Source organism: Anaeromonas gelatinilytica (assembly GCF_016820635.1).
GTDB lineage: Bacteria > Bacillota > Clostridia > Tissierellales > SIT17 > Anaeromonas > Anaeromonas gelatinilytica.
The window spans coordinates 1-21288 of record NZ_WSFU01000064.1 but is presented as its reverse complement, the minus strand read 5'-3'; the positions used below and the strand labels follow the sequence as shown (position 1 = coordinate 21288).

The following is a 21288-nucleotide window of genomic DNA, read 5'->3' as shown; positions in this document are numbered from 1 at the left end:
CGGTGACATGTCGGCAATACATATAATATTATGGTATTAAGAGGAAGACCGATTATAAGGCTTCCATCATAATATTAATAATATTGAAAGGACACTCGCAGCTAGGAGTGTTCTTTTTATTATGCCAAAAAGGTGATAGAAATGAAATTTACTAATAAAAAATTTAATAAAAGTAAATGTAAAAACTGTATATGGTTAAAACGTATTAATGATACAACTTCGTATTGTCTTTGGCCAAGGTGTATTGAAGATTAATAATTTAGAGGAGTGATTAATGTGAAAAGAAACAAACAGAGTTATCCTAAAGTAAAAATTATTAAACCGTTCTTTTGGAAAGAATGTAGATTTTGCAAAAGAGAATTTAAAAGAGAAAAAGGATATTTAATAGAAGATTTTACAAAAATTAATCCACGTTTATATTTCAGTTATTGTTGTAATGAATGTGCTTCGAGTATAGAAGAAGTAAAAGAAGCAATAAAGAAATAGACTATAAATTTTAATGCTATTAGGTGTAGTATTTCACCGCCACCAAAACAAGGAAGATGGCAATAAAAATAATTTGAAGGATATTGCCTTTCTATATAGAAGTATTATTGTAGAAAGGGGATGAAAAATTATGATGTATAAGGATTTTATAAAAAATATAGTTAACTCAGAACCTAAGCATTGGATTTATGATGATGAAGTTGGTTCATATGTTTTTAAGAAAGATATTAGGATAACAATGAAACAGGATAAAACTGACAATGAAGAATTTGATGAAGAGTGGGTAAAAAACTTTATTCATCATCCAACTGCTACAAGAATGATAGTAGATTTATGCTTTAATGGGAATTCGATTGAAAAGTTTTATACAGCTGCAGTAGATGGTGAAAGAATGTATATTCCATATCCTAATAGTGAAATGAAGATTACATATAAACAATATAAAATAGGTAGATTAATTAATGTTGGTACATGTAATGTTATGGATAGATATGATGAGTATTTAATTACTGCTGAAATAAGTAGTGAAAAAAAAGAACCTGATAATAGAGCTAAAGCTACAAAAAGATTATAATTTTAATATATCCATTTCAATTAATGGAGGAATTTCCCTTTCTATGTAGAATATAAATATTTAGAAAGGGAGGTAATTATTATGGATTTTATTAAAATACCAAAGACTGTTTATATAGGTTTATTTAAATTGATAGGAATTTATATTATGTTTGTCTTTACTTGTGGATTTATAATAAGGAATTCTTCAGAATCCCATGAAATTTATAAAAAAATGATTGATATAATGTTAAGGATATTTATGTTATCATTAAATGGAGTTTTATTGTTCTTTACTTTATTTTTTGATTTTAAATCAAGGACTATATCGTTGATGCTTCCAGAAAGTATCAGTCTTTATCAATTACTTATGACTTTGATTGCTGGATGTGGAGCTATATTAAATTTATCAGAGCTAGTTAAGAAGTGTAGGAATTACATACTACAAAAAGATATTACATTAGGTGAAAGGGCCTACTAATCAAGGCTCTTTTTATAGGTTGATACGAAAGCATAAGGATGTATATTCATAGATAATGAGTAGGGTGAAAGCCTGGATATAAAAGATTTGTCGAAAGATGATGAAATATTTTTGCAGGATTTTCCCCCTTTTTGTTGAATTAGTGCAAAGAGAGGAGGGAATGAAGGCATCCGAGAGGGTGTCTTTTAAATTTAGGAGGTGAGGATTATGGCAAGATTAACAGCAAAACAGAAAAGATTTATAGAAGAGTATTTGATTGACCTTAATGCTACTCAAGCAGCAATTAGAGCAGGGTACAGTTCTGCATCAGCTAAAGAGATAGGATACGAAAACTTGAAGAAACCTCACATTCGCACGCGTGTAGACAAAGCAATAGCAGAAAGGTCAAGAAGAACTGGAATAAATGCTGAAAGGGTAGTAATGGAATTAGCAAGAATAGGTCTAATTAATCCAGGTAACCTCATAAATTTTAATGAAGCTACAGTAAAAGGAGATGCAGCAGAAGATGATTTGGCGGCAGTACAGTCAGTAAAAGTAAAAACTATTCCAACTGATGATGGTGATATAGTAGAAAGAGAAGTAAGATTGTACGATAAGAATAGAGCATTAGAGCTACTAGGTAAGCATCTAGGGATGTTTAAAGATAAAGTTGAAGTAAGTGGGCAAGTAGACACTGGATTAGATAAATTGAACTCCATACTAAAGCAACTAAAGGAATAAAAACATGGAACTACAAAAAGATGATGAGCAATTCCTTTTATCTGATAAATACAAAGCGTTTCTAAAACATGATGCTCCTGTAGAATTCCTTGAGGGAACCACATATGCTGGTAAAACAACAGTCGGAATACTAAAATTCATGCTTAAGGTTTCTGAATCTCCAAAGAAGATTCACATATTATCTGGATTGGATTTAGGAACTATAGAGAAAAACATCATAAATAAAGACTTAGGGATAGTTGATGTATTTGGCCCATTGGTTGAGTATAATGCTAATGGCAAAGGAGAACACTCCTTACCTCATGTGCTGTATCATACAGCCCAGGGGGATAAGATTATATACGTACTAGGTTACGATAATAAGACTAGATGGAAAAAAGCCTTAGGTGGCCAATATGGATGTCTGTATATAGATGAGATTAATATAGCTGATATGGAGTATGTAAGAGAAGCTTCAATGCGTTGTGATTATTTATTAGCAACTCTTAACCCTGATGATCCTAATCTTCCAGTGTATAAAGAATATATAAATCATTCTAGACCATTACCTGAATATAAAAATGATGCACCACAAGAAATAAATAATATGTTAAATGAAGAGCCAAAGCCTGGATGGGTACATTGGTTCTTTTCTTTTATCCATAATGCGGGGCTTACAGAGGAAAAGAAACAGCAGATTATTTTAAATGTCCCTAAAGGAACTAAGCTATATAAAAATAAAATACAAGGTCTTAGAGGTAGAGCTACTGGCTTAATATTCCCTAATTTCTCAAGGAAGAACAATGTTAGGTCTATTGATTGGCTTAAGAAGAGAATGTCCGATAAGAAAGACCCTTTAAAGTTTGTACACTTTTCATGTGGAGTGGATACAGCCTATTCCCAAGAAAGTCCTGATACAATATCTTTCATCTATCAAGGTATAACAGATAAAGGACAATTGATTATCCTAGATGAGGAGGTCTATAACAATGCTAATTTGGAAATTCCTTTAGCTCCAAGCGATATACCTCCAAGGCTTATAGCATTCCTTGAGAGAAATAGAAATAAATTGGGATTTGCAAGAGATGTATTCATAGACAATGCGGACCAAGCTACTATAACAGAATTAAAGAAATATAAGAGGCAACATAGTTCTGTGTATAATTTTCTCAACGCTTACAAGAAAGTCGAAAGAATAGATAGAATACATCTACAGCTAGGTTGGCTTAATGTCAATGAGATTAAGGTAGAAGCTGACTATATTGTATTAGACCATTGCGTTAATCATATAGGAGAGCTAGAAAGTTATTCATGGAAAGAGGATAAATACGAACCAGAAGACAGGAACGACCATACGATTAATGCATCGCAATATGGATTTATTCCATTCAAAACTAAGATAGGAGTAGGAGGTTAAATTATGGGATTGAAAGAGGTGATAAAAAATATGGTGATGAAAGCTTTAAATATAGTGCCAGCTACAGATAATACAATATCAATTAGGGAACCACTATCCCATAATATGAATGTACTAAGGAACAGAATATGGTACCGTGGTGACCCTTCCGAATTGGACCAATTCTTTAAACAAATTGCCACAGATGATGTAGGAAAGTCTAGATTTTGGGCAGCGGTGCCTAGTACTGATTCAAGTATTAGGAAATTCCATAGTGGTATTCCGGGGGAGATAGTAGATAAATTGGCTGATATTGTTATAGCTGATTTAGATAATATTGAGTTATTAGAGCAGGACCTATGGGATGAGATAGCCTTAGATAATAAGTTTAGTGATGAGTTATTAGCTGATGCCATTAAAGATACACTTATTGAAGGTGATGGAGCTTTTAAACTTAGTGTAGATGAAGAAATATCAAAATACCCAATTATTGAGTTTTACAGTGGTTCAGATGTAGACTATACTTACAAAAGAGGTAGACTCCAGGAAATAAAGTTCTATGCCTATTACACCCATAATAAAGAGACCTATAGACTTGACGAGATATATGGTAAGGGATCCATAGATTACAAGTTATATGATAAAAACAATAAAGAAGTTCCTCTCTCTAAAATACCTGAAATTAGTCACCTGAGCAAAGTTATATTTGCTGGTGATTTTTTAATGGCTGTGCCCATGAAGTTCTTCAAATCTGCCAAGTTTAAGAATAGAGGAAATTCACTATTTGAGAGAAAATCGGATAACTTTGACGCATTAGATGAGGTTATAAGTCAATGGATAGATGCAATAAGGGCTGGGAGGGTTAAGAATTACATTCCGGAGGATCTAGTACCTAAGAATCCAGATACAGGTGCAGCAATGAGGCCTAATCCTTTTGATAATCAGTTTATTAAGATAGGTTCATCCATGAAAGAAGACGCTAAGGATCAAATAGATCAGATACAAGCAGATATAAACTATACAGCCTTTGTGGAATCTTATGCTAGTACATTAGATATGTGTTTGCAAGGGGTAATATCACCCAGTACCTTAGGAATAGACCTCAAAAAGACAGATAATGCAGAGGCGCAAAGGGAAAAGGAAAAGACTACTCTGTACACTAGAGGAAAAATAATAGACGTACTAACAGAAGTAATCCCATTACTAATAAATACAACTCTAAAAGTACATGACAATATGGAATTAAAATTCCCAGGAGATTACGAAGCATCAATAACCTTTGGAGAATATGCATCTCCTGATTTTGGTTCAGTGGCCGAAGTAGTAGGGCAGGCAAAGAACATGGGAATTATGAGTCTAGAACAAGCAATTGAGGAGCTATATGGAGACACTTGGACTGATAAGGAAAAGGCATTGGAAGTAAAGAGAATTAGAGAAGGTGACAAAGTAATAGATGAACCTTCAACATGGGTTGATAGGTTTAAGAAAGGTAAGCAAGAAAATCCAGAAGATGGTGAAGATGTGATAGAAGATGGCGAAGAATAAGAAGAGAGATGAAGTCTACAGCATTAGAGAAATCTATATGCAAATGGAATTAGATCTTATAAATTCTATGAGGAGAAATCTATCAAGGCATCGAAAGGAAGAAGCAAAGCAAGGGTTTAAGTTTGAACATTGGCAAGCTGCTAAGTTAAGAGATTTGGAAAGATTCAGAAGAGAGAATATACAAATCATAGGCCACTATTTTAAAGAAGTTGAAGAACTAATCAAAGAGACCTTAGTAGAGACGTATAGAGAATCTCAAAACAATGTAAATGAATTCATAAAAGAGATTAAGAATACCTATGTAGATGATGCACCAACTCCTAAAGATGAAACATTCTTTAGAACTAATGATAAGAAATTTGATAGCTTAATGGAAACAATCGAGAAGGATTTTAATAAAGCTAATTCAGCAGTATTTAGACGAATGGATGATATCTACAGGCAAACTATATTTAAAGCTCAAATACCTTATAGCACTGGTATAGTTACATTAGACCAAGCTATTGATTCAGCAACTAAGGACTTCTTAGAAAAAGGTATTGATGCAATAACCTATGCGGATGGCAAGAAGGTTAATATTGCCAGTTATGCAGAAATGGCTTTAAGGACAGCTAATCATAGAGCGTATTTGATGGCAGAGGGAAAGAAAAGGCAAGAGATGGGTAATCCTCTTGTAGTTGTATCAGCTCACGCTACGGCATGTGAATTATGTGTACCATGGCAAGGTCTTATTTTAATAGATGATGTTTATAGTGGTGGTAAAAAAGAAGATGGACCATATCCACTACTTAGTGAGGCTATGGAAGCTGGATTTCTTCATCCTCAGTGTCGTCATAATCTTAGCACTTATTTCCCAGGAATAACAGCACTCCCTAAAGTACCTGATAAGGAAAAAGCGCTAGAGAATTATGAGAAGGAACAGAAGCAAAGAGTATTAGAAAGGGCTATTAGAAGACAGAAAAGAAAGGTTGCTGGAACTATTGATAAAGACAGCCTAAAAGTTGAGAAGGATAATCTCAAAAATCTCCAGGAAGAGATGAGAAATCATTTAGAAGAAAATCCTCAACTTAGGAGAGCTTATAGGAGAGAAAAGCCTGGTCCTGGCATAAGTAATAAAGATTTAAAAACACATGAAGAATTATTGAATCAAAAGGCAATAGATGATAAAATTAAAGAAACTAGGGAATATATTAATTCAAATGATTGCGTTAAAAATATAATCGAAGGAAGACAAGGAAAGCATATATTAGGACATAACAACTATGAAGGTAAAAGCTATCTCTTAGATGGAGTAGACCCCCAAGAACTTGTAAATAAATATGCTGGGACTGGTGAATTAAAGTTCTCTAAGACTAAAATTGAATGGACCAAAAAAGAATTTATCACATCTAAAGAAAACATTGGAGTTAATGTTGATCTCGACACAGGCGAAGAAGCTTTAACAAATTACTTCTCCATCAGTTACTCTAAAAAGGGAACTCATATAGTACCAAGGAAACCTAAAAAGGAGGGAAATAATGATTAGTGTTGAAGAAATGAAGAAAGCAGAATATAAAAAGGTGAAGGTAAAATTAACAAATGGCATAGTATCAGAGGGATACTGTACTGAGTATTTATGGCCAGAGGATGATGAAGAGAAGCATAATATCACCGTAAGAGAAAATGGAATTTTATTTGAAATTAACCAAAGTGAAATAGAAGAAATAGAGATATTATCATAAAAGCACTTACTAAGAAATAATAGTAAGTGCTTTTATTATGCTTAGAAAAGGAGGAATAAATATGGCTACAAGTGTACAAATAACTTTAATTATATGTATTACTTTCATAGTATTATCATTTCTTAATAAGAAAGGGGAGAAATAGAATGTTAAAAGATGTATCAACTAAAGATTTAGTAGAAGAATTGCAAAAAAAGGAAGGAATAAATAGCTATAAAGCTGAATTTGATTCGAAGTATAATATAACTGTTAAAACTCCAGGGCTTGCAGAGGATACAAGTACTACTATTATTAAAGAAGAAATAGGATCTGCACTTATCTTAGAGGTCATAGATTAAATGGATATGCAAGCCTTTGTATTAAATGAATACAATCAAGCAGAAAAGACAATATATGTAGATCATGGAAATCTTATTGTTATGACTGTAAAGCTCAGCAATGGTTATATAGTAGTTGAACATTGCATATGTATGGATCCTCAGGAATTTGACATAGGCAAGGGCATAGAATTATGTAAAGAAAAGATACTTAATAAGCTACTTGAGATATATGATCCGGTGGAAATCAAGAATCCTAAAAACTTAAAGAAATTATCATTTAAAGCCAAGATATAGGGCTTTTTTATATTGTCCTGAATAAGACAATAAACTATTTACTACCCACTTTAAAAGTTCTGGGTATAACTGAACGTATCTCCTAACAGGGAGTAACCTGTATAAAAAACTATTGGAGGAATAAAAGATGGATTGGTTAACAGAATTAATAAAGAAACATACAAAAGATGGAGTATTGGACCAAGAAGAATTGATTAAGGAAGTTAATAAAGAATTTCCTAATCATGCAGTGCCTAAGGAGCAATACAATTCAGTAGCTGAGGCTAAGACAAAATTGGAAGGTGATATCAAAGATAGGGATAAGCAACTTGAAAATTTAAAAAAAGTAGATGCTGCAGGTCTACAAACCGAAATAGAAAGACTTCAAGGTGAAAATAAGACAGCTAAGGAAAAGTATGAGGCTGACTTAAAGGACATTACACTTACTAATGCTATTAAATTAGCTTTAAATGGTAAGGTTCATGATGAAGACATAGCATCACAGCTAATCAAAAAGGATGAATTAATCTTAAGTGAAGAAGGTAAGGTTGTAGGATTAGAAGATCAAGTTAATTCTTTAAAAGAAAGTAAGGCTTTTCTATTCAAGGAAGATGACACTAACAATCAGCAACAGAAAAAACAACCAGGATTCCAAAAAGTAGGCAATGATGGTAATGGCAACAATCAAAGTTCAATGGATGATGCTATTGCTGCAGCTTTTGGTAACACTGAAACAAAATAATTTTGAAAAGAGGGATATAAATGGCAATTAATTATGCAGAACGATTTGAAAGACAGATTGAACAGCAATTTCAAAGAGAATTGACATCAGTGGATTTAGCAGCCAACAGGAGATACAACTTTATAGATGCACAGACTATAAAAGTACCTACTGTAACATTAAGTGGGTATAAGGATCATGCAAGAGATGGAAGCAAAAACAGAGGAACTGTAGGCAATACATTCCAAGCATTTACACTTACCCATGATAGAGACATTGAATTCTTTGTTGATGATATGGATGTAGATGAGACTAATCAGGTGTTATCAGCGGCCAATATTACAGCAACCTTCAACCAGGAGCAGGCAATACCGGAGTTAGATGTCTTTAGATATTCTAAACTTTATGCTGAGTTCATAACTAATGGTGGTACAGTTAATACAGAAGTTCTAACAGAAGCCAATATTTTATCTGTATTTGATAAGATGATGGAAGACATGGACGAAGCAGCAGTACCCCAATCCGGAAGAATGTTAAAGGTTACTCCAAAAGTTTATACTACGCTTAAGAATGCAGAAAAGATTCAAAGAGTAATGGACATATCTAAGGGCGCGAACGCAATTAATAGAAATGTCAGGTCCTTGGATGAAGTGACTATAGTGACAGTACCAAGTGATAGGATGAAAACTCTATATGATTTTGCAGATGGATTTAAGCCTGGTACTGGAGCTAAACAAATCAATATGATGTTATACCATCCGACAGCAATACTGGCACCTGTAAAGGTAGCGGATGTTTATCTTTGGAGTAAGGGAGAAACTCCTGACAGTGCTTTCGGGTACTTGTACCAAAACAGAATGTATACCGATTTGTTTGTAATTAAAGCTAAGAAGGATGCTATAGCAATAAATGTAGAAGCAAGCGGAACGGAGGGATAATTCATGTATGCAGTTAAAGCTAATAAAATTTATGAAATAGAAGCAGCTGAAAAACAAAAGTTTATTGATAGAGGCTATAAGATAGCAGAGTTAAAAGATGGTAAACTAGATTTTGAAGAAGTTGAGACAGAAGAAACAAAAGAGATTGCCAAATTGGTAGATGAAAACAAGAAATTAAAGGCAGAAGTTAAGAAGTTAGAAAAAGCTAAGGGAGAGGGCAAATAGCTCTCTCTTTTAAGTTAGAAGGTGAGTTATTTGGCTTATGTAGATTACGAGTATTATAAAGATACCTATAAAGGTACCTTAGATGAAGATGAGGCTACTAAACTACTTGAAGAAGCATCAGATGAAGTTGATAAACTAACCTATGGCAGAATTAGAAAGAAAGGATTCAATAATCTTACTGAATATCAACAAGAATTAATTAAGAGAGCAGTATGTTACCAGGCTGATTTTATTAGCCAATATGGTCAATATTTAAATATGCCCATAACTGGCTATAGTGCTGGCGATATTAGCTTATCTTTTAATAAAGAAAATAAAGGTCCTGGTGGCATAGTAGCTGATAAAAAAACACTAAATTGTCTTAGTCAAACAGGTCTTACATCAAGGAGGTTATAACTATGAGACTTCCTTTTCCAGACTGGATATTAGTCACACCTATTAAGGTCTACGTTGAGATACCTGGTGAAGATGGGGTAACAGAAGAATTAATTTTTGATGGCAAGTGTAACTTTAGCGAAAAATCTAGGACTATACTAAACGAGCGAAAGCAGGTTGTAGAGCTAACAGGTAAAGCAGTGTTCAAAGGTGATATTTATCCAGGCAAATTAATCAGAGGATATGTTGAAGTTGATGGAACTAAGAGAACCATTAACAGAAGTAGAAAACCTAGAAACCCTGATGGCTCAATATATTCTACAGAATTGGATTTGATGTAAATGAAAATAAAAGTTGATGTAAAACTTAATCCACAAGCTGTAAAGAAACTGGAAGAGGCTATGGTTAAAGCTTTACCCTTAACCCTTGAAGCAATGAAAACAGAAGTTAATAATATGCAAGTAGTTCCAAAGGATATTGGTACTCTTGAAGAATCTGTTGTTACTGGTGGAGAGAATGGCGTTGGTTTTATGAGTTACAACACCCCATATGCCAGGAGACTTTACTATCATCCTGAGTATAACTTTAGACAGGATAAGAACCCTAATGCTCAAGGCCGATGGATGGATAGCTTTATTCATGGAGATAAAAAGAAATGGCTTGAAGAAACCTATGGTAAATTTCTCAAAGATAATGCCGGTGGGGTGATTAAATGACTATAACGGATTTTAAGGATTGGTTAAAAGGAATAATTGATTGCCCTAACTGGTCAGCTGGGGGTTTAAGAGATGATAAAGAGAAGTCTATAGTAATCTATAATGGTAATTCTTTTATCAATCCTATGGCTATAGGTGGAGTTCAGAATAGCTCATACAAAGGTAAGGGCATAAGAATACTAGTACATTGGAATAAGAATGTTAAAGACAGTGAATTAAAGGCACAAGAAGTATATAATGCTCTACATGGATTAACTAATGTAGAGATAGCAGGCCAAAGAGTTATCCAATTCAATATAAGAGACCCTAACCCTATTTATTTAGGGATAGATGATTCAGGAATCTATGAGTATGTAATTGATTTAGAAATAATACATGAAAGGTAGTGAAATAATGGCAAACTTAGGAGTATATCCAGTATTTGATTTAGTCTTTAAGATTAACACTGGAGGTAGAAGTGGTAGCGAAACCGATATGGTTATCATAAAGGATATGGAGAGCTTCTCGCCATCAATTGATGGTAATGTGGAAGAGTGGACTCCAATGGACACGGAAGGCTGGATTCGACGTTTAATGACAGGAAAGGGATTTACCATTACACTTAATGGTAAAAGACATGTAGGGGATCTTGGTAATGATTATGTAGCAGGAATGGCATGGAAAAGTGGACTTGAATGTTCATCTAAGGCAGAAATAGTATTTCCAGATGGAGATAAGTTAGAGTTTGATTGCATAGTAAATGTAACTACGCCTTTCGGTGGAGACTCTACCAATGTATCTGGACTTGAGTTCGAATTACAATCCGATGGTAAACCATCATATGTACCTGCAACAAGCGGAACAGGTGAATAAAACAGAAAGGATGATATAACATGGCAAGAGCTTACGACATCGTAAATAGAATAAAAACAGGAAATGAGAAATCTAAGGTAAAAATTGACGAAGAACACGAATACACCATCAACACGACCAAATCGGCTGTGCTACATATTAAAGCAATTTCCGAGGATGAGTCTCTTGATGATATGAAAAGAATGGATAAAATAATATCCATTGGACTAGGTAACAAAGCGGCAAAGTATATTGATAGTCTCGATATGCCTTTTGCTAATTATGTTTTAATCGTGAATGTAATTATGGCTGCCATTTCTGACGAAGAACTGGAAGAGGTAGAAAAGACAGCAAAAGAAGTAGCAAAGACAGGAAAAAAGTAATAAACAAGTGGTATGACATATATGACGATTGGGAGCTTATAGAAGCCACTTTTGCACAGCAATACGGTATTAGACTGTTAAATGAACCGGATATGGAGTGGAGAGAGTTCTCCGCTCTGCTATCCGGCATTATGCCGGAGACACCATTGGGACAGATCATTCAGGTTCGAAGCGAAGAAGATAAGGACATCTTAAAAACTTTTACTGCAGAGCAGAAGAGAATCAGAAGTGAATGGAGAAGTAGATTTACAGAAAAGGTATCAGAAAAAGATGCAGAAGCGGCCATTAGAGAGTTTCAAGAGATGATGGCTAAGGCTTTCGGTGAGAAAAATATTTAATTTATAAGCTTTTGTTTAATTTAGCCCATTTTCAACATCATTCTATCTTATAGTGTTGGTTGAAAGATTTACACACAAGGTGTATAATGGGGTTAATTATATGGGGGTGTTGTCAAATGAAAGAATATAAATTTGGTACAATCGGCAAGAAAACTGTCATTATTGATGGGGGAAATTTAAGTATTAATGGTAGGGCGTTAAAAATAGAAGATATTAAATGCGCATATATATCTCCTGCATCTCTATACAAAAATGGAACAGTATATTTTAGTACAAATGGCAAAAATATTGATAATGCTGTTTTGAATAAACAGGCATTTATGTATGCTACAGGTCAAAAATCTCAAGTAGATGAGTTGATCACCGAACTAGATATAGAGATGATACAAGCAGAAGAATCTCAAAACCTAAACAAAAATAAAATTAGTAAGAGACAAGAAAAAAAGCAATATCAAAAAGATAGGTTAAAACAATTAAAAAGAGATAAAGTTCCATACTGTCCTAAATGTAAGAGTACATCTATTACGTATGTGAATAAAAAACTGAGCATAGGAAGAGCGATTACAGGCGGGATTCTTGCGGGAGAAGCGGGGGCTAAGCTTGGAGGATTTACAAGTAAAAAAGGCAAGGTTAAATGTCTGAATTGCGGGAAAACATGGAAAATATAAATCAAAGCACTTACAAATGTAGGTGCTTTTTTTATGTTCAAAATCAGCTTTGGTCGGAGCTGATTTTTTTATTGGAAAATATTTTTAAAAACCTCTTGACAATATCATTCCAGAATGATAGACTCATTATAAGTTTAGGAGGTGTTTTAAATCAAGACATTAACAGTGAGACTTGATGATGAACTTCATAGACGATTTAAGATATATTCAATCAACAAAGGAAAAGATATGCAAGGGATATTAATTGAATATATAAAAAAATTGCTTGAAGAAAATCAAGTCGACAAAAAATAGAAAAGACACTCGTTGCTCCGACCAAAGAACATTACGAGTGTCTTAAAGCGAGGTTATCCTCTATGAAATATTATATCATAGTTGGTAATTTCGTTCAATGAATTAAAAATTGAAAGGAGAATATTGACTATGAATAATCAAATGAATGATATTAAAATATTTAGTAATAATGATTTTGGAAGTATAAGAATTGTTGAAGTAAATGGGGAAGGTTGGCTAGTAGGTAAAGATGTAGCAAAAATATTAGGATATGAAAGACCAACAAAAGCTATTTCAGATCATGTAGATGAAGATGATAGAGATGAAGTCCCAATTCAGGACTCCATTGGCAGGATGCAGAAAACAGCTGTAATTAATGAAAGTGGATTATATTCCCTAGTCCTTAGTTCAAAGCTACCAACTGCTAAAAAATTCAAGCGTTGGGTTACTAAAGAAGTTTTGCCATCTATCAGAAAGCACGGGGCATATATGACACTAGAGGTAATAGAAGAAACTTTAACAAATCCAGACTTTATTATTCAATTGGCTACTAACTTGAAGAAAGAGCAACAAGCAAGAATAGAAGCTGAAAAGCAAAATAAACTTAATAAACCAAAAATACTATTTGCAGATGCCGTTACTACATCTAAGACAAGTATTTTAGTGGGAGAGTTAGCTAAGATATTAAAGCAGAATGGAATAAATACGGGTCAAAATAGATTATTTGAATGGCTTAGAAATAATGGCTATTTAATAAAAAGAAAAGGAACAGATTATAATATGCCAACTCAAAAAGCTATGGATTTAGGATTATTTGAAGTAAAAAAAACTTCAATAACTCATAGTGACGGTCATATTAGCGTATCCAAGACATCTAAGGTTACAGGCAAAGGACAGGTATATTTTATAAATAAGTTCAAAGAGAAGCAAGTTACTACTAAGACAGGTGTTATATCATGATGATTAAACAGAAATCAATCTTTCGAATATTATTAAAAATTGCTAGAAAAAGAGATATAATAGTTAAATATATTAATTTACCAGATTGTGTTGATGGATTATGGCTAAAACGCAAAGAACTTGAATTTATCATGTTGGATTTAGATAAATTAACTGACTTAGAGAAAAGAAATTTTGTATTTGCACATGAATTAGGGCATTCAACACTTCATAAAGATAAAGTAAGCAATGTTATGTACTGGAAAAACAATTCAAATAATAACTATAAAAAATCTTTAGAAGATGAAGCAAATAATTTTGCTAAAAACTTAATTGGTGAACTTACAAGCAAATGTTATTAATAATACAATAATCTAAGAGCTTTAACTGATACGATACTTCCAAAGTAGACAGTGTAATTAATAAAAATTACATTATCTACTTGGAGGTATTTTTTATGTTTAAAAAAGGGAGTGAGATGATGGCAGACGAAAGTGTAGGTAAAATAACCCTTGACCTCGAAGTACAATCAGACATACAGAAGCAAGTATCCAATGTATCCAGCGCAATCGGAAACAAATTAAAAGCCACTCTGGAAAACTCTACGAAAAAAGCTTTTTCCGGAATGAATAAAAATGTATCCGATAGTACTAATAGAGTTAACAAATCGATTGAATCGGCATTTAAGCGTATGAAAGAAAACATGAAAAAAGGTGTAGACTCTGCATATGCAGCTTTTAAAAATGCTAAAATGTCACAAATCCGTTTTCCAAAGTCAACAAATGACGAAACCACAGCGCAAGTAAAACCGTCAATTGCTCAACCAAGGGGACCGCCAGTATCAAATATGGGCATGGAACAATTGAAGTCACAAATAGATAATCTTACTGCTAGCTTAGATAATGTAAATGCAAAGATAGGGCAACAAAAATCCAAGCTAGCGGAACTTAAAAGATCCTATGAATACACTTTTAATCCAAGCGTAAAAAATAAACTCCACGAACAGATATTAAAGACCGAGGCTAATATAATTAAGCTCACTGGCGTATCGGATAAAGCTGGTTTTAAATTGGCGGATTTAGATGCCAAATTTGAGGAATTGAGTAGTTCTACTAAAAGGGCAGCTTCCGGTGTAGGTTCGGTAAGCAGTCGATTAAGTAACATTGTAAAAAAGGCATCTGGGGTAGGCGGAGTTATTAAAAGATTTTCTTTGTTTAATCGGTCTGTCAAAGATACTGGTAACAGCTTTAGAAGCGCACACAGCGGAGCGAGAATTTTCTTTGCCTCTTTTGTAAAATATGGATTGTTATTTATGTTGCTACAGCGATCAATAATGGCATTGGGCTCTGCTCTTGGTAGTGCGCTTATGACAAACGCTCAGTTTGCCAATTCATTAGCGCAAATCAAAACTAACTTGTTAGTTGCATTTATGCCAATCTACAATGCGGTACTTCCCGCATTAAATGCACTTATGAGCGCCCTGGCAACTGTTACGGCTTATATAGCTAGTTTTGTTAATGCACTCTTCGGTAGTACTTATAAAGGAGGATTTGGAGCGGCTAAAAACCTACAGTCCAGTATCGCCGCCATGAAGGATATGGGAAAAGCGAGTGGGAGAGCAGGTAAAGCTATCAAGAAAGCGGGAAAAGAAGCGAAGAAAGCTCTAGCCCCTTTTGATGAATTAAATATACTACAATTTCCTAAAGACGCTGATTCCGGGAAAAATTCCGGTGGTGCCGGCGGCGGTGGTGGCTTAGCGACTCCGTCTATGGATATGTCCTCTGTAGATGCAGATATGAAAGGGTTAGCTGACAAGTTTAAAGAAATCATGTCAAAAGTGTTTCAGCCTTTCAAAGAAGCTTGGGCGGCAGAGGGTGTTAATACAATTAATGCTATTAAATATGCTCTTAGTAGTATATGGGAGTTGGTAAAAGCTATCGGTAACAGTTTCTTAGAAGTGTGGACGAATGGAACAGGGACGATCTTCTTAATTAATATTTTGAAGATTGTACAGAATATATTTAATCTGGTAGGGAACTTGGCAACCGCCTTTACGGAAGCTTGGAATACAAATAACATCGGCACAAAGATCATTCAGCATATCTTTGATTTGCTAAATATTATCTTAGCTACGATTGAAAGAATTACGAGAGCTACCGCAGAATGGGCGAAAAAACTCGACTTTACCCCGTTGCTGAACTCCATAGATGGACTTTTGCAGGCTTTAGCCCCTTTGACAAAGAACATCGGTTCCGGCTTAGAATGGTTCTGGAATAACGTACTGCTTCCGATTGCAGGGTGGACTATTCAAACGGCAGTCCCTATGTTTTTAGATATGTTATCTGAAGCATTAAGAGTAGTAAATGAAGTTATAGAAGCACTTAAACCCTTAGCCAGTTGGCTATGGGATACATTCTTAAAACCTTTGGCTGAGTGGACTGGCGGAGTAATTGTTAGCGTACTCGAAGGTATAAGAGACGCCTTGAAAGGCATTTCCGACTGGATATCAGAAAATCAAAAGTTAGTAGAGACCATGGCTATTGTAGTAGGGAGCTTTATGTTAGCTTGGAAGGTTGTAGATCTAGTTTCAATTATCGGCGGTATAATAGGTGCATTGGTTTCATTCGTGTCTACTGGAGGATTAGCTACGTCAATTGGTGGCGGGTTAGGTGCCGCAATAGCATTTTTAAAAACACCTGCAGGGGTTGCCATTCTTGCTATTGGTGCAATAATCGCAATCGGCGTGCTCCTGTATAAAAATTGGGATAAAATTAAAGCTAAAGCAGCAGAACTAAGGGATAAAATAAAGGACAGATGGAATTCAATTAAAAAGAAAACATCAGAGACTTGGAATAACGTTAAAAATAAAATATCATCTTCTATGGGTGATGCGGTAAAAAATTCTAAAAATAGACTTAGTAATATGAAAAAGGATTTCGACCGAAATGGCGGAGGACTTAAAGGTGCCGCTGCGGCTATAATGGGAGATGTGAAAAGACAATGGTCTGCTGGATTTAATTTTATGAACAAAATAACAGGCGGTAGATTAGGTAACATAGTAAATCTATTTAAGAGTAAAATGGGCTCTGCAAAGGAAAAAGTGAGGGCTGCTATTGATAAAATCAAAGGATTTTTTAATTTTAAATGGAAACTGCCTAAATTAAAGCTGCCCCGATTAAGTGTAAGTGGGTCATTTAGTTTGCTACCTCCAAAAGTACCGAAATTTAGCATTAAATGGTTTGCTAAAGGTGGGGTCTTAGAAGAACCTACTACTTTTGGAGGCATAGGCGCAGGGGAGGCAGGAAATGAAGCCTTTGTTCCTCTTGAGGGCAGACATATGCACCCTATGGCGGAGTACATAGCGGATATACTCAGAAGTAGGGCAAATGAAAATACAGACACAAGGCTACTAGAGGAAATTATCAGGAGGTTGGACATGATTATAAATCTGTTAGGTGTAAATAACAGTGACAAACCGATAGAAATCATATTACAGTTAAACGAAACGAAGCTAGGGAGGATAATTATTGACAGTATAGAAAAGTTACAAAGACAATCCGGGCAGAAAATGATTAACATATAAAGGAGTGGTTACATGCTCAAATTGAATGGAGTGGCTGTTGCCGCTCCTTTGCCTTATAAAGTTATTATTAATGATTTAGATGGGGAATCAGGTAGAAATGCTAGAGGGGATTTAATTAGGGATAGAATAGCAATAAAAAGAAGTATCAATCTTGAATGGGGAGTACTCACTAACCAGGAAGCTAAAACGATTTTAAATGCAGTGAGTAGAATTTTCTTTCCTGTAGAATATGAGGACCCACAACTGGGAAGAACAACTAAAACATTTTACGTTGGAGATAGGGATGTACCTGTGTTGATTGAGACTAGTTCAGGGATATTTTATAAGGGTTTAGCTTTTAATATTATTGAAATGTAGGTGATAAATTGCAAAACGTATCAGAAGAGTTTAAACAAGCTATAAAAGAACCTGCTAGAGAGTTAAAAAGTAAGATAGAACTTCCAGGACTGACAATAACAGATAAAAACATATCGAAGATAGATTTAGATTCAAGCCTTGTTTTTAGCGAAGATTTTGAAATAGGAACAGCTCCTATGGACACGTCTAAGATTGAGTTGATAGTTGATGATTGGGAACCTATATCGGAAGACATCTTGGAATACAATTTTGAAGATAAAGAATGCAATATTGAATTAGGTGTAGCACTTGAAAATGAATCAATAGAATATGCAAGCATAGGCAAATACACAGTTGAAAAAGCAGTAAAGAAGAATAACAAAATAACTCTAGATTGTGTAGACAGGATGTATAAGGCAGAAAAGGACTTTGAAAACAATCTAATGTTTCCTACTACAATAAATGAAATATTACAAAGTGCATGTGAGCAGTCTGGAATAACACTGGCTACAACTAACTTTACTAACGCTAATTATGTAGTCTCCAATGAACCTGTATTCGAGAATATAACATGTAGGCATATATTCGCCCAAGTAGCTGAACTGGCGGGCGGATATGCAAAGATAAACCGTGCTGGTGAATTAGAAATAATCATACTTGGCAATACAGTTATTAGAGAGATTACAAAGGATCATTATATAGAGTTAAAAAAAGATAAGGTTAGCGTAGGCAAAATAGACCGAGTAATCGTAAAGGTTGGAGAAGAAACAGCAGAGCAAGGCGAAGGTGAAAACATCTATACCATAGTAGATAACATGTTTGTACAAGATCCGAACAATGTAATAGGTCCTGTTTTTAATGTTTTAAAAAATGTAAGTTACTCATCATGTGACTTTGAGTGGCAGGGCGATTTTAGTCTTGATTTAGGCGATAAAATTACTATAGATGGGTATGATACTTATGTCTTAGATAGAAAATTAAAGTATACCGGTGGACTTAGAGAAGACTATAAGGCGCCTGCTAAGTCTAATGTAGAAAAAAACTCGACAGGTAAGGGCAGTCTTACAATCGACATGAATAATGTCAAGACGCAGATAAAAGTAATTGATGGTGAAATCAGACAAGTTATCGAAAGAGTAGAAAACTTGGTTTCGGATGCTGCTAACAGGCTGTATCAATCTCAGACAAATATTCCTTTTGATTTAAATGTTGGAACCGGAACTGTGCAACTATTTAGAAATAGTTATTATCCCTATTACAAAGTAACTAGTGACACGAACATAGATTTATCAGCCAGTTTTCCCAACAGTCAGTTTGCTGAACCTCTTGAAGAACTAGGAGAAGCAACAATATCATTGGATGTCCTTGTAGAAGTTGATAGGGTTGTAATCATTGATGGAGAGGAGCACGAAGCAAAGGCAAACAGATGGACAAGGATACACGTTACAAAAGAGTTTACGGAGAATAATACAAGAAATATAATAGTCCGAAATCCTTACAGCAGAAAAAGAACTAGGGACAAGTATATAGGTACGAAACTAATCGAGCAGCTGCAAACAAACATCAACACGATATATTACAGAAATCTACAAGTACAAGGTGGAAATGTAGCTAGTAGATGGACATTAACACCTGAAGAACTGGAAGAGCAAGTAAATAGGATATCAAGTGAATTTAAGCAATTAGAATATAGCATATCTTTGCTTGTACGTAAAAATGACGATAGCGGAAGATTTGAAGTCAACGCAGATAATATAGTAGCGGAAATTAATAAAACAGATGGTGTAGGTAAAGTAAAGACCATAGGCGTGACCGTAGATGAAAATGGACTTGCTATAGACAATGGTGCAATAATTATCCGCGATAGCAATAACACGGCTATAATTACATCTGACGGGCTTAAAATCATGTTTACTTATACGTCTTCAGGTGAGTTAAATGGCTGGCAGTTTGTCGGTGTAGTGTCTATGGGTGGGTTGATAGATAAAAGGTCGGCATTGCTCATATTTAGTGTTCCCGAAAAGCTTAATATTACTAAAGCAACATTGAACTGCTTTAGCATGCCCGCATGGCGTACGGGGGAGACTTTCCCGGATGGGTTTTATCACGCTCGAAACCTAAGATTGTACAAATCAAGTGACCCGTCTGATGGATACCTAGACTTTCCGGCAGCTAGTAATTATGGCGTTACAATGCGATCAGCCAGCTATCAAGATATAACCGATGACGTATGGGAGGTAAGTTGGACACCTTCCGGGGATAAAATTGTAAATAAGATTGGAGACGTGACAAATCACATCACACCGGGACAACAGCACATATTTGCAGTAGAGACAACCGACGCTGTGAATGTCACAAATGCCCGCTATATGGGGGCCATGCAGTTAAATATATCAATTGAAGGATATTTAAGGGGGTAAGAAGAAATGACTTTACAAGAAATGTTAGACGATGCAAGACGAAGAGAATTAGAGATGCAAACCGAATATGATAGAACGACTAAGGAATATGAATTAAAAGTTCTATCTAATGATGAGATCAGAAGAAACATGAAAAAAGAAGAGGAAGAATTAAAGAAGCAGATACCTCAAGAATCATTTGTAACTGGAAGTGAGTGGAATAAAATCGTTGAAGAAATAAGAGTATTAGAACGATTGTTAGGAAGTGGTGATTAAGATGGCAGACCTTTATAGAGGTATAGCTGGCAGTCCGATTACATATTTGGCCTCGGATATTTCTGCTGCACAGACAACTATATCTATAGGCGACGATAGAGCTCTACCAGACGCTCCGAACATTTGCACTATAGGGTTTGGAGAAAATTTGGAGACTATAAAATACGGCGTAAAGTCCAATGGCGTACTGCAGGAAGTTGTAAGAGGCATAGAAGGTACTTCGCGAGCATGGCAAGCTGGGACAGAGGTAGCAAGGTTTTTTACAGCGTATGATCATAATGCTATTATAGAGAATTTTAAGACACATTTGGCAGATTATGCAAGTTTCCTCGCAACAAATGAAATAGAAAAAGGAAGCAATACAAATGGCAGTTATATAAGATATGCTAACGGTGTACAAATATGTTTTGCTACTCAAATTGTATCTTTTAACACAACGGATAATCAAAGATTCCCGTATCCTGCAAATTTTACGCAAGTGCTAGGTGGAGGGCATGGAATAAGTTCTCCATCTAGTGGAGATGGTTGGACTATTGTTAGTGATATACTAAATAATCATTTTTCAGGATTAGGTTTATCTAGTGATGGATGGGAAATTTGGTTTAGAGACAGTCCTGTAACCTCGAACACTACCAGAAAGTTTAACTTCTTTGCTATAGGATATTGGAAATAAAACATCAATACAAAAAATTTAGTTAAGGGATCTCTTTGGGGTTTCTTTTTTAATACAAAAATAAGGAGGAAGATAAAAAATGAGTAATGTATCAATAAAATTAATATTTGCAACTATAGCAGGAACATTTACAGCATTGTT

At 34.7% G+C, this 21288-nt stretch carries 28 protein-coding genes; all 28 read left to right on the top strand.

Annotated elements, in window-relative coordinates:
- Window positions 1-276 precede the first annotated feature (276 nt).
- The 28 genes from GOQ29_RS05090 (at window position 277) to GOQ29_RS04955 (ending at window position 21147) form a co-directional block, all read left to right on the top strand.
- Window positions 277-486 (top strand): hypothetical protein, encoded by a 210-nt coding sequence (locus GOQ29_RS05090; RefSeq protein ID WP_203371563.1) that lies wholly within the window; start codon window positions 277-279, stop codon window positions 484-486.
- Between the two features lie 130 nt (window positions 487-616).
- Window positions 617-1060, top strand: coding sequence for a hypothetical protein (locus GOQ29_RS05085; RefSeq protein WP_203371562.1), 444 nt, complete (start codon window positions 617-619; stop codon window positions 1058-1060).
- A gap of 81 nt (window positions 1061-1141) precedes the next feature.
- Entirely contained in the window at window positions 1142-1519 is a 378-nt protein-coding gene (locus GOQ29_RS05080; protein WP_203371561.1) for a hypothetical protein, read from the top strand.
- 207 nt (window positions 1520-1726) lie between these two features.
- On the top strand, window positions 1727-2239 hold the full coding sequence (locus tag GOQ29_RS05075) for a terminase small subunit (RefSeq protein ID WP_203371560.1): 513 nt from the start codon (window positions 1727-1729) through the stop codon (window positions 2237-2239).
- Window positions 2240-2243: 4 nt separating this feature from the next.
- Complete coding sequence (locus GOQ29_RS05070) at window positions 2244-3635, top strand: terminase (protein WP_203371559.1); 1392 nt, start codon at window positions 2244-2246, stop codon at window positions 3633-3635.
- Between the two features lie 3 nt (window positions 3636-3638).
- A complete protein-coding gene (locus tag GOQ29_RS05065; protein ID WP_203371558.1) occupies window positions 3639-5159 on the top strand; it encodes a capsid protein in 1521 nt (506 codons plus the stop codon).
- A complete protein-coding gene (locus GOQ29_RS05060; protein ID WP_203371557.1) occupies window positions 5146-6684 on the top strand; it encodes a phage minor capsid protein in 1539 nt (512 codons plus the stop codon). Before GOQ29_RS05065 ends, GOQ29_RS05060 begins: the two co-directional genes overlap by 14 nt.
- Window positions 6677-6880 carry a hypothetical protein gene (locus GOQ29_RS05055; protein WP_203371556.1) on the top strand — a complete coding sequence of 68 codons (204 nt, stop codon included), beginning with the start codon at window positions 6677-6679 and terminating at the stop codon, window positions 6878-6880. The genes GOQ29_RS05060 and GOQ29_RS05055 overlap by 8 nt, the downstream gene beginning before the upstream one ends.
- A gap of 146 nt (window positions 6881-7026) precedes the next feature.
- Window positions 7027-7218 (top strand): BC1881 family protein, encoded by a 192-nt coding sequence (locus GOQ29_RS05050; RefSeq protein WP_203371555.1) that lies wholly within the window; start codon window positions 7027-7029, stop codon window positions 7216-7218.
- Window positions 7219-7494 (top strand): Gp49 family protein, encoded by a 276-nt coding sequence (locus GOQ29_RS05045; protein WP_203371554.1) that lies wholly within the window; start codon window positions 7219-7221, stop codon window positions 7492-7494.
- A 127-nt stretch (window positions 7495-7621) separates the two neighbouring features.
- Window positions 7622-8215, top strand: a complete 594-nt coding sequence (locus GOQ29_RS05040) for a phage scaffolding protein (protein ID WP_203371553.1) — start codon at window positions 7622-7624, stop codon at window positions 8213-8215.
- A gap of 20 nt (window positions 8216-8235) precedes the next feature.
- Entirely contained in the window at window positions 8236-9132 is an 897-nt protein-coding gene (locus tag GOQ29_RS05035; protein WP_203371552.1) for a capsid protein, read from the top strand.
- A 3-nt stretch (window positions 9133-9135) separates the two neighbouring features.
- Complete coding sequence (locus GOQ29_RS05030; RefSeq protein ID WP_203371551.1) at window positions 9136-9357, top strand: hypothetical protein; 222 nt, start codon at window positions 9136-9138, stop codon at window positions 9355-9357.
- 30 nt (window positions 9358-9387) lie between these two features.
- Window positions 9388-9753: a head-tail connector protein gene (locus GOQ29_RS05025; RefSeq protein ID WP_203371550.1), complete on the top strand. Its 366-nt coding sequence runs from the start codon at window positions 9388-9390 to the stop codon at window positions 9751-9753.
- Between the two features lie 2 nt (window positions 9754-9755).
- Window positions 9756-10073, top strand: coding sequence for a hypothetical protein (locus GOQ29_RS05020; RefSeq protein WP_203371549.1), 318 nt, complete (start codon window positions 9756-9758; stop codon window positions 10071-10073).
- The gene (locus GOQ29_RS05015) at window positions 10074-10448 is read left to right on the top strand and encodes a hypothetical protein (protein ID WP_203371548.1); all 375 of its coding nucleotides are present in this window, start codon (window positions 10074-10076) and stop codon (window positions 10446-10448) included. It abuts the gene before it with no gap.
- Window positions 10445-10834 (top strand): minor capsid protein, encoded by a 390-nt coding sequence (locus GOQ29_RS05010; protein WP_203371547.1) that lies wholly within the window; start codon window positions 10445-10447, stop codon window positions 10832-10834. Before GOQ29_RS05015 ends, GOQ29_RS05010 begins: the two co-directional genes overlap by 4 nt.
- A gap of 7 nt (window positions 10835-10841) precedes the next feature.
- Window positions 10842-11300, top strand: coding sequence for a phage tail tube protein (locus GOQ29_RS05005; protein WP_203371546.1), 459 nt, complete (start codon window positions 10842-10844; stop codon window positions 11298-11300).
- A 20-nt stretch (window positions 11301-11320) separates the two neighbouring features.
- A complete protein-coding gene (locus tag GOQ29_RS05000) occupies window positions 11321-11662 on the top strand; it encodes a hypothetical protein (protein WP_203371545.1) in 342 nt (113 codons plus the stop codon).
- The gene (locus GOQ29_RS04995; RefSeq protein WP_203371565.1) at window positions 11662-12000 is read left to right on the top strand and encodes a Gp15 family bacteriophage protein; all 339 of its coding nucleotides are present in this window, start codon (window positions 11662-11664) and stop codon (window positions 11998-12000) included. Before GOQ29_RS05000 ends, GOQ29_RS04995 begins: the two co-directional genes overlap by 1 nt.
- 116 nt (window positions 12001-12116) lie before the next feature.
- Window positions 12117-12668 carry a hypothetical protein gene (locus GOQ29_RS04990; protein WP_203371544.1) on the top strand — a complete coding sequence of 184 codons (552 nt, stop codon included), beginning with the start codon at window positions 12117-12119 and terminating at the stop codon, window positions 12666-12668.
- A 423-nt stretch (window positions 12669-13091) separates the two neighbouring features.
- Window positions 13092-13901, top strand: a complete 810-nt coding sequence (locus GOQ29_RS04985; RefSeq protein ID WP_350445974.1) for a phage antirepressor — start codon at window positions 13092-13094, stop codon at window positions 13899-13901.
- The gene (locus tag GOQ29_RS04980; protein ID WP_203371543.1) at window positions 13898-14242 is read left to right on the top strand and encodes an ImmA/IrrE family metallo-endopeptidase; all 345 of its coding nucleotides are present in this window, start codon (window positions 13898-13900) and stop codon (window positions 14240-14242) included. Before GOQ29_RS04985 ends, GOQ29_RS04980 begins: the two co-directional genes overlap by 4 nt.
- Window positions 14243-14337: 95 nt before the next feature.
- Window positions 14338-17463: a phage tail protein gene (locus GOQ29_RS04975; RefSeq protein ID WP_203371542.1), complete on the top strand. Its 3126-nt coding sequence runs from the start codon at window positions 14338-14340 to the stop codon at window positions 17461-17463.
- A 12-nt stretch (window positions 17464-17475) separates the two neighbouring features.
- Window positions 17476-17820 carry a DUF6711 family protein gene (locus GOQ29_RS04970; protein WP_203371541.1) on the top strand — a complete coding sequence of 115 codons (345 nt, stop codon included), beginning with the start codon at window positions 17476-17478 and terminating at the stop codon, window positions 17818-17820.
- An 8-nt stretch (window positions 17821-17828) separates the two neighbouring features.
- Complete coding sequence (locus GOQ29_RS04965; protein WP_203371540.1) at window positions 17829-20219, top strand: hypothetical protein; 2391 nt, start codon at window positions 17829-17831, stop codon at window positions 20217-20219.
- Between the two features lie 6 nt (window positions 20220-20225).
- Entirely contained in the window at window positions 20226-20474 is a 249-nt protein-coding gene (locus GOQ29_RS04960) for a hypothetical protein (RefSeq protein WP_203371539.1), read from the top strand.
- A 1-nt stretch (window position 20475) separates the two neighbouring features.
- The gene (locus GOQ29_RS04955; protein WP_203371538.1) at window positions 20476-21147 is read left to right on the top strand and encodes a hypothetical protein; all 672 of its coding nucleotides are present in this window, start codon (window positions 20476-20478) and stop codon (window positions 21145-21147) included.
- The last annotated feature ends 141 nt before the right edge of the window (window positions 21148-21288 follow it).

Excerpts from the sequence above, each read along its gene's own strand:
- GOQ29_RS04980 (WP_203371543.1), top strand. The coding sequence starts at position 13,898 with ATGATGATTAAACAGAAATCAATCTTTCGAATATTATTAAAAATTGCT.
- GOQ29_RS05055 (WP_203371556.1), top strand. The coding sequence starts at position 6,677 with ATGATTAGTGTTGAAGAAATGAAGAAAGCAGAATATAAAAAGGTGAAG.
- GOQ29_RS05080 (WP_203371561.1), top strand. The coding sequence starts at position 1,142 with ATGGATTTTATTAAAATACCAAAGACTGTTTATATAGGTTTATTTAAA.
- GOQ29_RS04990 (WP_203371544.1), top strand. The coding sequence starts at position 12,117 with ATGAAAGAATATAAATTTGGTACAATCGGCAAGAAAACTGTCATTATT.
- GOQ29_RS04955 (WP_203371538.1), top strand. The coding sequence starts at position 20,476 with ATGGCAGACCTTTATAGAGGTATAGCTGGCAGTCCGATTACATATTTG.
- GOQ29_RS04970 (WP_203371541.1), top strand. The coding sequence starts at position 17,476 with ATGCTCAAATTGAATGGAGTGGCTGTTGCCGCTCCTTTGCCTTATAAA.
- GOQ29_RS05085 (WP_203371562.1), top strand. The coding sequence starts at position 617 with ATGATGTATAAGGATTTTATAAAAAATATAGTTAACTCAGAACCTAAG.
- GOQ29_RS05070 (WP_203371559.1), top strand. The coding sequence starts at position 2,244 with ATGGAACTACAAAAAGATGATGAGCAATTCCTTTTATCTGATAAATAC.
- GOQ29_RS04975 (WP_203371542.1), top strand. The coding sequence starts at position 14,338 with ATGTTTAAAAAAGGGAGTGAGATGATGGCAGACGAAAGTGTAGGTAAA.
- GOQ29_RS05045 (WP_203371554.1), top strand. The coding sequence starts at position 7,219 with ATGGATATGCAAGCCTTTGTATTAAATGAATACAATCAAGCAGAAAAG.
- GOQ29_RS05015 (WP_203371548.1), top strand. The coding sequence starts at position 10,074 with ATGAAAATAAAAGTTGATGTAAAACTTAATCCACAAGCTGTAAAGAAA.
- GOQ29_RS05005 (WP_203371546.1), top strand. The coding sequence starts at position 10,842 with ATGGCAAACTTAGGAGTATATCCAGTATTTGATTTAGTCTTTAAGATT.
- GOQ29_RS04985 (WP_350445974.1), top strand. The coding sequence starts at position 13,092 with ATGAATAATCAAATGAATGATATTAAAATATTTAGTAATAATGATTTT.
- GOQ29_RS05050 (WP_203371555.1), top strand. The coding sequence starts at position 7,027 with ATGTTAAAAGATGTATCAACTAAAGATTTAGTAGAAGAATTGCAAAAA.
- GOQ29_RS05020 (WP_203371549.1), top strand. The coding sequence starts at position 9,756 with ATGAGACTTCCTTTTCCAGACTGGATATTAGTCACACCTATTAAGGTC.
- GOQ29_RS05010 (WP_203371547.1), top strand. The coding sequence starts at position 10,445 with ATGACTATAACGGATTTTAAGGATTGGTTAAAAGGAATAATTGATTGC.
- GOQ29_RS04960 (WP_203371539.1), top strand. The coding sequence starts at position 20,226 with ATGACTTTACAAGAAATGTTAGACGATGCAAGACGAAGAGAATTAGAG.
- GOQ29_RS05040 (WP_203371553.1), top strand. The coding sequence starts at position 7,622 with ATGGATTGGTTAACAGAATTAATAAAGAAACATACAAAAGATGGAGTA.
- GOQ29_RS05000 (WP_203371545.1), top strand. The coding sequence starts at position 11,321 with ATGGCAAGAGCTTACGACATCGTAAATAGAATAAAAACAGGAAATGAG.
- GOQ29_RS05060 (WP_203371557.1), top strand. The coding sequence starts at position 5,146 with ATGGCGAAGAATAAGAAGAGAGATGAAGTCTACAGCATTAGAGAAATC.
- GOQ29_RS05075 (WP_203371560.1), top strand. The coding sequence starts at position 1,727 with ATGGCAAGATTAACAGCAAAACAGAAAAGATTTATAGAAGAGTATTTG.
- GOQ29_RS05030 (WP_203371551.1), top strand. The coding sequence starts at position 9,136 with ATGTATGCAGTTAAAGCTAATAAAATTTATGAAATAGAAGCAGCTGAA.
- GOQ29_RS05035 (WP_203371552.1), top strand. The coding sequence starts at position 8,236 with ATGGCAATTAATTATGCAGAACGATTTGAAAGACAGATTGAACAGCAA.
- GOQ29_RS05065 (WP_203371558.1), top strand. The coding sequence starts at position 3,639 with ATGGGATTGAAAGAGGTGATAAAAAATATGGTGATGAAAGCTTTAAAT.